The sequence below is a fragment of the Deinococcus koreensis genome, assembly GCF_002901445.1.
GTDB lineage: Bacteria > Deinococcota > Deinococci > Deinococcales > Deinococcaceae > Deinococcus > Deinococcus koreensis.
Genome location: NZ_PPPD01000001.1, coordinates 1,234,367 through 1,247,034 on the forward strand (window position 1 = coordinate 1,234,367; position 12,668 = coordinate 1,247,034).

The window sequence follows — 12,668 nt, forward strand, 5'->3', positions numbered from 1 at the left end:
CACTCTACGCGCCTTGCCTTCCCCACCCGCCGCGCGCCATGCTGCCCCTCTACGGAGGTGCTCTATGACTGTTCCACCCTTTGGTCTGGGAACGTTTCGCCTGAAAGGTCAGGTCGTCAGGGATTCGGTTCGCAATGCCCTGGAACTGGGCTACCGCGCCATCGACACCGCGCAGTTCTACGACAACGAGGGCGAGATCGGGGAGACCATCGCCCAGAGCGGCATGGGGCGCTCGGAGCTGTACGTCACCACCAAGATCAAGATGCCCAACTACAGCCGGGAGAAGCTGGTGCCCAGCCTGCGCGAGAGCCTGGAGAAGCTGCAGATGGACAGCGTCGACCTGGCGCTGATCCACTGGCCCGTGCCGAACGGCGAGGTGAAGCCCGAGGAGTACCTGGAGGCCCTGGCCGACGCCCACGCGCAGGGCCTGACGGGCGAGATCGGCGTGTCGAACTTCAACATCCAGCAGCTCCGGCGTGCCCGCGAGATCCTGGGAGACGTGCCCCTGGCGACCAATCAGGTCGAGATCCACCCCTACCTGCAGAACCGCACCCTGGCCCAGTTCGCCCGCCAGGAGGGCCTCCACCTGACCTCGTACATGACCCTGGCGGTGGGCAAGGTCATGGCCGACCCGGTGATGCAGGACATCGCCCGGGCGCACGGCGCCACGCCCGCGCAGGTCGCGCTGGCCTGGGCCCTGCAGCAGGGCCACTCGGTCATCCCGTCCTCGACGAAGCGGGAGAACCTGCAGAGCAACCTGGGGGCCCTGGAGCTCCGGCTGACCGACGAGGACATGGCGCGCATAGGCGAACTCGACCGGGGAGAACGCATCGCCAACCCGCCGCACATGGCCCCGGACTGGGACTGAGGCCAACCCCCATCGCCCACACGGCACACTCGCCGGACGTGTCGGCGCTGCTGTCACGCGCCGTGCACTAGAGTGCCCTCACCATGAAACTCAAGACCAAGGCGGCCCTGACCGCGCTCCTCAGCCTTGCCCTGCTCGCCGGATGCGGCCAGCAGACGAGCGGCACCCTGTCGGCCCAGGGGGGCAACGGCAAGCCGCCCACCGGACAGCGCACCGCCGCCGCCCGCGCCTTCCTGCCCAACCCGGTGCAGACCACGGGCGACCAGGGGCTGAGCGACCAGAAGGACAGCGCCGGGGCGGTTCCCGCCAGCGCCTACTTCCCGGTGACCCTGACAAATCTGGACGGCAGCGGGTATCTCAGCGGCGACTACGCCCGGGTCGTCAGCGAGACCGGCACGCCCGTGTACGGAACGGGGCCCTTCGACTTCACCCGCGACCAGGATGGGTTCGAGCAGGTCATGGCCTACTACTGGATCACCGAGGCCCAGAAGTACCTCCAGTCGCTGGGCTTCGGCTCCGAGCTGCCGGCGGTGAACAGCGACCAGCAGGCGGTCAAGGTGAGCCAGTACGGCCTGGACAACTCGTACCAGAACGACCACCCCGACATCATCCGGCTGGGCAAGGGCGGGGTGGACGATGCCGAGGACGGCGAGGTGATCGTGCACGAGTACGGCCACGCGGTGCACGCTGCCCAGGTGCCCGGCTTCGGCACGAGCCTGGAGGCCGGCTCGATCGGGGAGGCGTTCGGGGACTACCTGGCCCTGACGGTGGCCGACGCCGTGGCGAAGGCGAACGGCGCCCCGATCCGGACGCCCCTGCCCTGCCTGATGGACTGGGACAGCGTGTCGTACACGGCGACCACGCCGCACTGCATCCGCCGCACCGACACCGACAAGCACTACCCCGAGGACGTGCGCGGCGAGGTGCACGCCGACGGCGAGATCTGGTCGCGCCCCCTGTGGGACATCCGGCAGGCGCTGGGGGCCCGCACCGCCGACCGGATCATCGTGAACGCGCAGTTCGGCTTCGCCCCGGACACCAGCTTCGCCGCCGCCGCCCGGACGACCGTGGACACCGCTCAGCGCATGTACGGCGCGGGGATCGCCGCCACGGTGAGGAAGGCCTTCGTGAACCGCGGGATTCTGAAGTAGGGGCGGCCGTTCTGGCGAGTCGCTCAACGCCACACGGCCACCGCCCCGATCTCCAGCCGCCAGTCCGGGTTGAGGGTCTGGGCGACGATGACGGTCAGGGCCGGGACATGATCGTTCAGGCCCAGCCCGGCGGCCTCCAGACCATGCATGGAGCTGCCGACCGGTGCCCGCCCCCCGGCGGGGTGAACCGGCCTCACCCGCCCCGAGCGGCCACCGCCCGCGCGTAGATCTCACGGATCAGGGCGGCCTTGTCGTTGTTGTACTGGTGGACATAGGCGTAGGGGCGCTGCGCCAGCTCGCGTTTCAGGGCGCCGTAGCGCTGGCGGTCGGCTTCGTTCACACGCAGCCAGTCGCGGAAGATCAGGTGTCTGGTGGCTTCCGGACTGCCGGGCGACCAGACGTGCAGGTTGATGTCGGTGTCCGGCCCCTTGAGCACCCGGTGCTCGTGAAAGTCGGGCTCGCGCACGCTCAGGCGGTAGCCAGCGGCTTCCAGCTCCGGCAGGTAGGCCGCTTCATCGGCAGAATCAGCCACCGTCAGGTCGAGGTCGATGATCGGCTTGGCGCACAGCCCCGGCACCGAGGTCGAGCCCACATGCGAGAGCGCCAGCACACGCCCCCCCAGCAGGGCCCGCAACCGCCGCGCCTCGCGGCCGAACAGGACGGGCCACTGGGGATCGGAGTCGGCCAGCACGATCGGGCCACTCAGGCGCGTCAGTCCGCCCACGGAGGCGGCGGCCATCTCCGCGTCGGTCAGGGGAGCGGCGTCGGGCACCGGAGGAAGCTGGCTCATGCTGCGTCCAGTGTCCGATTTCCGGCGGCGGGCGACATCCGCCAGATGCGCTACCGCTGCACGACGTCCGGCATCTGGAACAGCGTGGGAAAGCGCTCGGCCCACTCGCGGTCGCCCTCGATACGCAGCCCGCCCGCTTCGGCCTGCGCCAGCGGCAGGCCACCGAAGCAGAGGCCGCCCAGCGTCTGCACGTCGCCCGTCAGGGTCACGTCGGCCCGCTCGGGCACACCGCGCCGCACGTCCAGTTCGCCGTCCGAGACGCGTACCTGAAAGCGCTCGTGGCCGATCCGCAGCGCCACCGTACCCCGCACCCCCTGCGCGGCGGGGGGGTGGAACATGGTCTTCATGGCCGTGACCAGCGTGGCGAGGCTGATGGGCGCCTGCGGCTTGTCGGGCGAGCGCGCCCCCCAGCGGCCCAGGTGCTGCAGCACCGGCTCCAGCTCGCGGCCCCAGGCGCTCAGGGCGTAGACGCTGCGGGCGGCGGGCGGCGGCAGTTCCTCGCGCACGACCACGCCGGTGTCTTCCAGATCTTTCAGGCGTTGTGACAGCACGTTGGGGCTGATGCCCCTCAATTCGGCGCGCAGGTCGCTGAAGCGCCTGGGCCCCAGTAGCAGCTCGCGCACCACCAGCAGCGCCCAGCGCTCGCCCACCAGATCCAGGGCGTGCGCGGCCGCGCAGCCGTCGTCGTAGCGGCGGGTGGGGGTGGTGCGCTGAACAGCCATTTCACTCAGAGTACGCCGGCACGGTACGGTTGACTAAGTGCAAGGTTGCAATTTAGGATCATTCTGTTGTAAGCTAAATGGGAAGAAAAATTATGAGTTTGGCGCTGCCCACCAGCCGCCCATCAGGAGGACGTTATGCCGCCGATCGCCGTGTTACTGAGGCCACCCCGCCTTCTGAAGGAACGCCGCCGATGACGCGCGTCTACCTCGATCTCGCCATGTCCCTCGACGGCTTCATCGCCGGCCCGGACGGTGAAGACGGCGGCCTGCACGACTGGTACTTCGCGCCGGAGGGCGCCGCCGAGGACATCAAGGCTGAACTCCTGAGCGGCATGGGCGCGATGATCCTGGGCCACCGCGCCTTCGGCACCGCCCCGGACGGCTTCGACACCGAATACAAGGTGCCGCACTTCATCCTGACCCACACGCCTTTGCCCACCGCACAGCGCGGCGGGGCCACGTTCATCTTCGTCACGGACGGCATCGAGAGTGCGCTGGCCCAGGCGAGGGCCGCCGCCGGAGACCGCGACGTCTGCGTGGCCGGCGGCGCGGACGTGGCACGGCAGTTTCTGAGGGCGGGGCTGCTGGACGAGGTGCAGGTGCACGTCGCGCCTGTGCTGCTGGGCGGGGGGCTGTCGCTGTTCGGCGCCCTGGGTCAGACGGTGCGGCTGGAGCGCGTGCGGGTCGTGGAGTCCGCGCACGCGACGCACCTGACCTACCGCATTAACCGCGTCGAGGAGGCTCCCCATGCGTAAGCTCAACGCCGGTCTGTTCATGTCTCTGGATGGCGTCGTCGAGGGCCCTGGCCCCGCCGATAGCTTCGAGCGCGCGGGCTGGACGATGCCGTACTTCTCCCCCGAACTCGGGGCGTTCATCGGCGAGTCGTCCGCCCAGAGTGACGGCCTGCTGCTGGGGCGCGTGACCTACCAGAGCTTCGAGCAGTTCTTCACCGGCCCAGGCTCCGACAACCCCGGTGCCGCGAGGATGAACAGCGCGAGGAAGTACGTGGTCTCGCGCACACTCGAACGCGCCGACTGGGAGAACTCCACCCTGCTGGGCGGCGACCTCGTGCCCGCCATTACCCAGCTCAAGGCGCAGGGCGACCGGCCCCTGAACCTCAGCGGCAGCGTGACGCTGGTGCGGGCGCTGCTGGCGCACGGTCTGCTCGACGGACTCGACCTGCTGGTTCAGCCGGTGGTGGTCGGCATGGGCCGCCGTCTGTTCGAGCCGGGCCGCGAGAGCACCCTGCCCCTGACCCTGTGCGAGACGTGCCCCTTCCCGAACGGCGTGGTGCTGCTCTCGTACGCGGTCACCGCCGGTCTGGCCTGAGGGCTTAAAGGAGCACTGACATGGGGAAAATTGTGATCTCCGAGTTCCTCTCGCTGGACGGCGTCATGGAGAACCCGGTCTGGACCGTCCCCTACCGGAACGATGATGGTGCCGCCTTCAAGCGCACAGAACTCTTCGCGTCAGACGCCCTGCTGCTGGGCCGGGTGACCTACCAGGGTTTCGCTGAAGCGTGGCCCTCGCAGACCGATGAGCAGGGATTTGCCGACCGAATGAACGGCCTCCCCAAACACGTGGTGTCCACCACCCTGCAAGGCCCCGAGTGGAACAATTCCGTGGTCATCGGCAAGAACGTCGCGGAGGAAGTCGCGCGGCTCAGGGCGCAGCCCGGCGGGGACATCCTGGTCTATGGCAGCGGCGAGCTCACCCGCTTCCTGCTGGAGCAGGGGCTGGTCGATCAGCTCAACCTGCTGGTCTATCCGTTGACGCTGGGCGCCGGCAAGCGGCTTTTCGGAGAGACGCCGGTCAAGCTCAGGCTCACCGAATCGCGCACCTTCACCTCCGGCGTGGTGCTGCTGGTGTACACCCCCGAAACGACGTCCTGACCGGCGGCGGAGGAGCACCCATGTCATTTCAGGCTTATCCCGATACCGTCGACGCACAGACCGGCAGGATCGTCGCCGAGAAGATCAATGGCGCCAGCGAATACGTGAGATTTCACCTGCCGAAGTCGGCGGACTGGGCCCTGTGGGTCTGTTCGAGCCTTGAGTCTCGCGTCTTCAACGCTGCGAACCTCCATTCGATTTCGGGGAGAAGCGTATGACCCGAACCGCCGTGAAGCGTCTTTATCTCATGCAGGTTGGATCGATGCCGCACTACCAGATTCCGATCGTCTGTTATCTGGTGCAGACGAACGACGGCAGGAACATCCTGATCGACAGCGGCCTCCCGGAGGTGATTCCGGAAGAAGGAGCGGAGTTCGAGAACGGCCAGGACGTGATCCGGCAACTGGCGAGCATTGGCCTGGCACCGGACGACATCGATACCGTCATCTCGACCCACTACGATTTCGACCATGCCGGACGACACGCGGCCTTCACGAGGGCGACCTATGTCGTTCAGCGCGTGCATCAGCTGGATGCGGCGAGCAACCCCCGTTTTGCGGCCACCCGGCCCCAGTGGGATCAGCCGGCGGAGCGCCTTCGTCTGGTGGACGGGGACACGGAGCTGCTGCCGGGGCTGACGTTGATCGAAACGAGCGGGCATGTGCCGGGACATCAATCGGTGCTGGTGCAGCTGCCCAGCACGGGGGCGGTGTTGTTGCCGATCGACGCGGTTCCCTTCGCCGAGGGGTTTACGCGTGACGCGCAGGACGACGGGAGCCAGCCGGACGCCGAAGCGATCCGCGCCAGCACCGTGAAGCTGCTCGATCTGGTGGAACGCGAGCAGATCGGGCTGGTCATCTTCGGGCATGACGGGGCCCAGTGGGAAGGGCTGAACAAGCTGCCGGAGTTCTACGGGTGAGGAGGGAGGCGTCCCCATTCCCCGAACCCCTTTCCCCAGCGGCAACCAGCCGTGGGAAGCCTCCACGCCCGAACCCCCATCCCGAGCGGTCACACCCTGCAGGAAAGGAGCACCGACATGTTCAAGAAGACACCGGCCTTCAGCGGTTTCTCGGTCGATGACATCCCCGCCGCCCACACCTTCTACCGGGACGTCCTCGGGCTGGAGGTCACGGAGGAGCACGGCATGCTGCGGCTGCACATCGAGGGCGGAAACGCGACCCTGGTCTATCCCAGGCCCGACCACACGCCCGCGACCTTCACCATCCTCAACTTCCCGGTGGCCGACATCGATTCGGCGGTGGACGAGCTGACCCGGCGCGGGGTGCCGTTCGAGCACTACGAGGGCATGAATCTGGACGACAAGGGCATCATGCGCGGCCAGGGGCCAGACATCGCATGGTTCACGGATCCGGCGGGCAATGTCCTGTCGGTCATTCAACAGGGGCCGCCATCCTGAGCGCCGCACTGGCAAAGGAGGCACGACATGTACGAACCACATCTCTTCCAGCCAGGAATATCGACGGATCTGCTCAGGCGTCTTGAGACCCTTGCTCCGTCCAGCCCGGCGCTCTGGGGCGAGATGGACGTGGCGCAGATGCTGGCTCACGTCGCGGCCAACCTGCGCCTGGCCCTCAATCGCCAGACGACCGCTCAAACCCTGCTGGGACGTCTCTTCGGCTCCTTTGCCAAACGCAGGATTCTCAAAGACGGCGTGCCCAGGAATGTCCCGACCCTCCCCAGCCTCAAGGTCTCGGATCACAGACACTTCGAGCAGGAATCAGAGGGGCTGAAGCTTGAGCTGGAGCGGTTCATCCAGGCTGGAGAGGCCGGAATCACGCGGCAGCCCCACAGCTTCTTTGGTCGCCTGACCCCTCAGGAGTGGGCGCGGTTGCAGTATGTCCATATCGATCATCATTTCCGCCAGTTCGGCGTCTGATTTCAGGGCCATAAGGAGCATCCATGTCATTTCAGACGTATCTCGATACCGTCAAGGCACAGACCGGCAAGACCGTGGCCGATTTCAGAACACTCGCCGCTGAACAGGGGCTGAGCAGGCACGGCGAGGTCGTGGCCTGGCTCAAACAGGAGTTCGGGCTGGGGCACGGGCACGCGACGGCGGTGGCGGGGGCGCTGCTCAAGGCGGATCACTTCCGAACGCCGAAAGACAGCAAGGTGGAGGCCATCTTCAGCGGGAAGAAGGCCGTCTGGCGCGGCGTGTACGACACGCTCCGGGCAACGGTCGATGGATTCGGCAATGACCTGGACATCGCGCCCACCGACTCCTACGTCAGCCTGCGGCGGGGCGGCAGGAAATTCGCCATCGTGCAGCCGGGCGCGGCGTTTCTCGATCTCGGCATCAAGCGCAAGGGGGCGGAGCCCACGGAACGCTTCGAGGCCGCCGGGTCGTGGAACAGCATGGTCACGCACCGCGTCCGGATCACGGGCGCCGCGCAGGTCGATGCCGAGGTGCTGGACTGGCTGCGCGCGGCCTACGAGGGGGCGAGCTGACGTGCGAAAGCCCGTGTCGTTCACGCCCCCGGCACTGGATGGGTTCGCCTGCGGGCCGCAGGGAGAGCCACCGAGAGCCCACGCCGCCCCACGGTGGAACAACCAGTCAGGCGCTGAGGAGACCGTATGAGCGTCAAGCGCATGGACAACGTCGGCATCGTGGTTGAAGACCTCGACGCCGCCATCGGGTTCTTCACCGAACTTGGCCTCCATCTCGAGGGGCGCGCCCCGGTCGAGGGAGATTGGGCAGACAGCGTCACGGGACTGCGCCACCAGCGCGTCGAAATCGCCATGATGCGGACGCCGGACGGTCACAGCCGCCTCGAGTTGTCGCGGTTCCTCGCGCCGAGTGTGGTCGCCGATCACCGCAACGCCCCGGTGAACGCCCTGGGGTACCTCCGTGTCATGTTCACCGTGGAGGACATCGACGAGACGCTCGCCCGGCTCGTCAAACGCGGCGCACAGCTCGTCGGCGAGGTGGTTCAGTATCAGGACACCTACCGGCTCTGCTACATCCGGGGCCCCGAGGGCATCCTCATCGGGCTCGCCCAGGAACTCGGGCAACAGGCCTCCTGAGCGTTGCCACCACACGAGAACACACCATCGTTACTCCCTCTTTACCGGCCAGAATCGCGCCGTTGGTCTGATTGAACGGGCCAGACACGCGGGCGGCGAAATCATGAATGGGCCACCACTGGTTGCAGGGCCGAAGCGCCTTCCTCCAGCTTCATGAACACCACCTTCTGGCATGTGGTGACCCGCAGAAATTGGAGGTCGTTATGGCAAAGGTAGTCTTCGGTATGACCATGTCGCTCGATGGGTTCATCGATGACGCGAATGGCAGTGGTGCCCTGCTCTCGCCCAACCTGGAAGCGCTTGATGCAACCGGTCTGATGCGGGAGGCCATTGACGAGACTGGAGCGGTCGTGATGGGACGCAGAACCTTTGAGGGGGCCAGTGATCCCGATTCATACGCCGATAGCTACGAATTTCAGGTACCGATCTTTGTCGTTACCACCCACGCGCCAGAAAGAAAACCAAAGGGAAATAGCCGTCTACACTTCACGTTCGTCAACTCGGTCGAAGCGGCTGTTGAGCAAGCCAGACAGGCCGCTGGAGAACGAGACGTCGTGGTCGTGGGCGGCCCGAACGTCGGTTGGCAGGTCTTGAAAGCCGGTCTGGTAGACGAATTGCAAATCGGCATTATGCCGGTCTTGCTCGGTCAGGGGCAGCACCTGTTCGCGCACCTCGAAAGCACGCAGATCATGCTCACCAAGACGAGGCTCGTCGAAGCAGGCCAGTGTACGTATATCTATTTCAGTGTGCAGAAGTGACGCCGCGCAGCTTGACGCCGACGGGCTGCGGGCGGCCTGCGAGGAGGGAACTGGTATGCGGAAGCTCATTTCATTCACTCACCTGACGCTGGACGGCTATGCCAATGGCCCGAACGGAGAACTGGAGTGGGCGAACGTCGAGCCGGAGATCGCCGCTGATGTCGACGCGCGCCTGAAGGCCGTGGGGGCCGCCGTGTACGGCCGCGTGGTCTACGGCATGATGGCCGGGTACTGGCCGACCGTGAATGCCAACCCAGACAGCAGCGAGCACGACCGCGCGCACATGGCCTGGGTCGAGGCGATTCCCAAGCTGGTCATCTCGCGCTCGCTGACGCGGGCCGACTGGAACAACACCACCCTGATCCGGGACGACGTGGCCGCACAGGTCAGTGCCCTCAAGGCGCACCCCGGCGGCCCGCTGATGGTCTTCGGCAGTCCCCGGCTGGTGCATCTGCTGGCGCGGCTGGGCCTGGTCGACGAATACCTGATGTACCTCAACCCCGTCACGCTGGGCGGCGGCACCCCGCTGTTCGAGCCGGGGCAGCCCGCCGGCATGCTGAAGCTGCTGGAATCCAAAACATTCGGTGCGGGTGTGACCATGCTGCGGTACGCCACGTCTGGAGTCGTCGTGCCCGGAGGACTGCCATGACCACCGCCCCCGATACCCTGGCCCAGCGCGACCGCGCCGTCATCGTCATCCTGCTGATCTCGACCTTCGTGGTCATCCTGAACGAGACCATCATGAACGTGGCCCTGCCGCGCCTGATGGTTGATCTGAGCGTCAGCGCCAGCACGGCGCAGTGGCTGGCGACCGCCTTCATGCTGACGATGGCGACGGTGATTCCGGTGACCGGCTTCCTGCTCCAGCGCCTGAGCACCCGCACGGTGTTCCTGCTCGCCATGACGCTGTTCAGCGTGGGCACGGGGCTGGCGGCCCTCTCGCCGGGGTTCGAACCGCTGCTGCTGGCGCGCGTCGTGCAGGCGAGCGGCACGGCGATCATGCTGCCGCTGCTGATCACCACGGTGCTGACCCTGGTGCCGGAGCGCACGCGAGGGGCCGTGATGGGCCAGATCAGCATCGTGATCTCGGTGGCCCCGGCCATCGGCCCGACCATCTCGGGGCTGATCCTGCAGGCGCTGTCCTGGCGTGCCATGTTCCTGTTCGTGCTGCCCATCGCGCTCCTGGCGCTGGCCTACGGAGCGCGCACGCTGCGGAACGTGGGCACGCCGCGCCGCCTGAGCCTGGATCTGCTCTCGGTGCCCCTCTCGGCATTGGGCTTCGGCGGGCTGGTCTACGCCCTGAGCAGGTTCGGGCAGGGCGGTCTGAGCGACCCCGCCGTGAGCGTGCCGCTGGCGGTGGGCAGCGTGTCGCTCGCCCTGTTCCTGTGGCGGCAGCTCCGCCTGACCCGCACGGGCGAACCGCTGCTCGATCTGCGCGCCTTCCGCTTCCCCATGTTCTCGCTGGGGGTCGGCCTGATGGTCATTGCCATGATGGCCCTGTTCGGCGCCGTGATCCTGCTGCCGCTGTACCTGCAGAACCTGCGCGGCCTGAACACGCTCCAGACCGGCCTGCTGTTGCTGCCCGGCGGCCTGCTGATGGGCCTGTGTGCCCCCACGGTGGGCCGGCTGTACGACCGCGTCGGGCCGCGCCCGCTGGTGGTGCCGGGCGCCGTGCTGATGGCCCTGGTGCTGCTGGCCCTGGGCCGGATCGACACCGCCACGCCCGTCTGGGCGCTGCTGGCGCTGCACCTGACCCTCAGCGCCGGGATGGCGCTGCTGTTCACGCCGGTCTTCACCTCCGCGCTGGGGCCGCTGCCGCCGGGGCTGTACTCGCACGGCAGCGCCATCCTGAGCACGCTGCAACAGGTCGCGGGCGCGGCGGGCACCGCCCTGCTGGTCACGCTGATGGCCGGGCGCGCGGCCACGCTGAGCGCCCAGGGCAGCGCCCCGGTCGCCGCCCAGGTCGGCGGGCTGCATCTGGCCTTCACGGTGTCGGCCGTGATCGCGGCGGTCGCGGTGGTGCTGTCACTGTTCCTGAAGCGGGCGCCGCAGCCCCAGCACGCGTCGGACACGAATGAACTTCAGTCGCTCGCCCAACCCGGAGACTGAGCACGGAAATCGGGCCGACCATCCGGATCAAGACCCCGCCCAACTGCCTCACAAGGAGCCCCATGCCCACCTTTGACGCCACGCTGATCCAGGAAGGCAAGACCGCCACCGGCATCGAGGTGCCGCCCGACATCATGGAGACGCTGGGGGGCGGCAGAAGGCCCGCCGTGACCGTCACCCTGAACGGGTACGCGTACCGCAGCACGGTCGGCGTGATGGACGGACGCTCGATGATCCCCGTGAGTGCCGAGCACCGGGGCAGGGCGGGCCTGAGCGCGGGCGACCGCGTGACCGTCACGCTGGAACCAGATACCGCCCCGCGCGAGGTCGTGGTGCCCGCCGACCTGCAGGCCGCGCTGGAGGCCCAGCCTGCCGCGCTCGCCGCCTTCGGCCGCCTCTCCTACAGCGGCCAGCGCCAGCACACCCTGAGCGTGGACGGCACGAAGAATCCGGAGACCCGCGCCCGCCGTGTCCAGAAGGCAATTCAGACGCTTCTGGAGGGCTGAGCCATGCCCCAGACCATCACCCCCTTTCTGATGTTCGAGGGCCGCGCCGAGGAGGCCCTGACCCTCTACACGTCGCTGTTCGAAGGCGGCGAAGTGCTTTCGATGGAGCGCTACGGCCCCGGCGAACCCGGCCCCGAGGGCAGCGTCAGGCTCGCGGAGGCCGTGCTGGGCGGCCTGCGGCTGCGCGTGTCCGACAGCCCCGTGCGCCACGCCTTCAGCTTCACGCCGTCGGTGTCGCTGTTCGTGGACTGCGAGAGCGAGGAAGACCTGCGTGGCCTCCATGCCGGGCTCTCGGCAGGTGGAGCCGAGCTGATGCCGCTGGGCGAGTACGGCTTCAGCAGGCTCTTTGGCTGGGTGAACGACCGCTTTGGCGTGTCCTGGCAACTGAATCTGCCCCACGGGGAGACCCCATGAACTGGACACTGGAGGTCGTGGTGGTGCCGGTGAGCGACATCGACCGGGCGAAAGCGTTCTACGAGGATGGGCTCGGCTTCAAGGTCGACCACGACACCCGCATGGGCGAGACGCGGCGCATCGTGCAGCTCACGCCGCCGGGCTCCGGGTGCTCGGTGGTGATCGGCACGGGCCTGAGCCGCATGGCGCCGGGCTCGATGCAGGGCCTGCAGCTCGTGGTGAGGGACGTGCGCGCCGCGCGGGACGAGTTGCTGGCCCGTGGCGTGCAGGTCGGGGAGATTCAGGTGATGGGCGGCCCCGCCCCGCGCCCGGCCACCCCGGACGAGGCGCTGAACTTCGTCGGCTTCCTGACCTTTCAAGACCCCGACGGCAACGGCTGGGCCGTGCAGCAGATCGACGCGAGGGAGTGATTC

General features: G+C 67.5%; 20 protein-coding genes. 17 read left to right on the forward strand and 3 right to left on the reverse strand.

Annotation, left to right across the window (positions count from 1 at the left end):
• Positions 1-64: 64 nt before the first annotated feature.
• A complete protein-coding gene (gene dkgB / locus CVO96_RS05810; protein WP_103311347.1) occupies positions 65-868 on the forward strand; it encodes a 2,5-didehydrogluconate reductase DkgB in 804 nt (267 codons plus the stop codon).
• Between the two features lie 83 nt (positions 869-951).
• Positions 952-2,019 carry a M36 family metallopeptidase gene (locus CVO96_RS05815; protein ID WP_103311350.1) on the forward strand — a complete coding sequence of 356 codons (1,068 nt, stop codon included), beginning with the start codon at positions 952-954 and terminating at the stop codon, positions 2,017-2,019.
• Positions 2,020-2,042: 23 nt separating this feature from the next.
• Here CVO96_RS05815 and CVO96_RS21020 read toward each other — a convergent pair whose 3' ends face one another.
• Genes CVO96_RS21020 through CVO96_RS05825 form a run of 3 tightly spaced genes read right to left on the reverse strand, consistent with a single transcriptional unit; the run spans position 2,043 to position 3,531 of the window.
• Positions 2,043-2,216, reverse strand: a complete 174-nt coding sequence (locus tag CVO96_RS21020; protein WP_165795215.1) for a hypothetical protein — start codon at positions 2,214-2,216, stop codon at positions 2,043-2,045.
• A complete protein-coding gene (locus CVO96_RS05820) occupies positions 2,213-2,809 on the reverse strand; it encodes a GrpB family protein (RefSeq protein ID WP_103311354.1) in 597 nt (198 codons plus the stop codon). Before CVO96_RS05820 ends, CVO96_RS21020 begins: the two co-directional genes overlap by 4 nt.
• A 50-nt stretch (positions 2,810-2,859) precedes the next feature.
• Positions 2,860-3,531: a winged helix-turn-helix transcriptional regulator gene (locus CVO96_RS05825; RefSeq protein WP_103311357.1), complete on the reverse strand. Its 672-nt coding sequence runs from the start codon at positions 3,529-3,531 to the stop codon at positions 2,860-2,862.
• Positions 3,532-3,722: 191 nt separating this feature from the next.
• Here CVO96_RS05825 and CVO96_RS05830 point away from each other — a divergent pair, with 191 nt between their 5' ends.
• From CVO96_RS05830 to CVO96_RS05900, 15 genes are all read left to right on the forward strand, one after another.
• Positions 3,723-4,286 carry a dihydrofolate reductase family protein gene (locus CVO96_RS05830; RefSeq protein ID WP_103311359.1) on the forward strand — a complete coding sequence of 188 codons (564 nt, stop codon included), beginning with the start codon at positions 3,723-3,725 and terminating at the stop codon, positions 4,284-4,286.
• Positions 4,279-4,860, forward strand: a complete 582-nt coding sequence (locus CVO96_RS05835; protein ID WP_103311362.1) for a dihydrofolate reductase family protein — start codon at positions 4,279-4,281, stop codon at positions 4,858-4,860. Before CVO96_RS05830 ends, CVO96_RS05835 begins: the two co-directional genes overlap by 8 nt.
• Before the next feature lie 20 nt (positions 4,861-4,880).
• Positions 4,881-5,423, forward strand: a complete 543-nt coding sequence (locus CVO96_RS05840; RefSeq protein ID WP_103311364.1) for a dihydrofolate reductase family protein — start codon at positions 4,881-4,883, stop codon at positions 5,421-5,423.
• A gap of 20 nt (positions 5,424-5,443) precedes the next feature.
• Positions 5,444-5,641 carry a hypothetical protein gene (locus tag CVO96_RS05845; RefSeq protein ID WP_103311367.1) on the forward strand — a complete coding sequence of 66 codons (198 nt, stop codon included), beginning with the start codon at positions 5,444-5,446 and terminating at the stop codon, positions 5,639-5,641.
• The gene (locus tag CVO96_RS05850; RefSeq protein WP_103311370.1) at positions 5,638-6,342 is read left to right on the forward strand and encodes an N-acyl homoserine lactonase family protein; all 705 of its coding nucleotides are present in this window, start codon (positions 5,638-5,640) and stop codon (positions 6,340-6,342) included. The genes CVO96_RS05845 and CVO96_RS05850 overlap by 4 nt, the downstream gene beginning before the upstream one ends.
• Positions 6,343-6,459: 117 nt before the next feature.
• Complete coding sequence (locus CVO96_RS05855) at positions 6,460-6,840, forward strand: VOC family protein (protein WP_103311373.1); 381 nt, start codon at positions 6,460-6,462, stop codon at positions 6,838-6,840.
• 27 nt (positions 6,841-6,867) lie between these two features.
• Positions 6,868-7,320 (forward strand): DUF1569 domain-containing protein, encoded by a 453-nt coding sequence (locus CVO96_RS05860; protein WP_103311375.1) that lies wholly within the window; start codon positions 6,868-6,870, stop codon positions 7,318-7,320.
• Between the two features lie 23 nt (positions 7,321-7,343).
• The gene (locus tag CVO96_RS05865; RefSeq protein ID WP_103311377.1) at positions 7,344-7,892 is read left to right on the forward strand and encodes a DUF4287 domain-containing protein; all 549 of its coding nucleotides are present in this window, start codon (positions 7,344-7,346) and stop codon (positions 7,890-7,892) included.
• A 126-nt stretch (positions 7,893-8,018) separates the two neighbouring features.
• On the forward strand, positions 8,019-8,468 hold the full coding sequence (locus CVO96_RS05870; protein ID WP_103311378.1) for a VOC family protein: 450 nt from the start codon (positions 8,019-8,021) through the stop codon (positions 8,466-8,468).
• Positions 8,469-8,671: 203 nt separating this feature from the next.
• The gene (locus CVO96_RS05875) at positions 8,672-9,226 is read left to right on the forward strand and encodes a dihydrofolate reductase family protein (protein WP_103313320.1); all 555 of its coding nucleotides are present in this window, start codon (positions 8,672-8,674) and stop codon (positions 9,224-9,226) included.
• 55 nt (positions 9,227-9,281) lie between these two features.
• Positions 9,282-9,875 (forward strand): dihydrofolate reductase family protein, encoded by a 594-nt coding sequence (locus CVO96_RS05880; RefSeq protein WP_103311380.1) that lies wholly within the window; start codon positions 9,282-9,284, stop codon positions 9,873-9,875.
• Complete coding sequence (locus tag CVO96_RS05885; RefSeq protein ID WP_103311382.1) at positions 9,872-11,335, forward strand: DHA2 family efflux MFS transporter permease subunit; 1,464 nt, start codon at positions 9,872-9,874, stop codon at positions 11,333-11,335. Before CVO96_RS05880 ends, CVO96_RS05885 begins: the two co-directional genes overlap by 4 nt.
• A gap of 62 nt (positions 11,336-11,397) precedes the next feature.
• Complete coding sequence (locus CVO96_RS05890) at positions 11,398-11,841, forward strand: YdeI/OmpD-associated family protein (protein ID WP_103311383.1); 444 nt, start codon at positions 11,398-11,400, stop codon at positions 11,839-11,841.
• Positions 11,842-11,844: 3 nt separating this feature from the next.
• Positions 11,845-12,255 carry a VOC family protein gene (locus tag CVO96_RS05895; protein WP_103311385.1) on the forward strand — a complete coding sequence of 137 codons (411 nt, stop codon included), beginning with the start codon at positions 11,845-11,847 and terminating at the stop codon, positions 12,253-12,255.
• The gene (locus CVO96_RS05900; RefSeq protein ID WP_103311387.1) at positions 12,252-12,665 is read left to right on the forward strand and encodes a VOC family protein; all 414 of its coding nucleotides are present in this window, start codon (positions 12,252-12,254) and stop codon (positions 12,663-12,665) included. Before CVO96_RS05895 ends, CVO96_RS05900 begins: the two co-directional genes overlap by 4 nt.
• Positions 12,666-12,668: the final 3 nt, after the last annotated feature.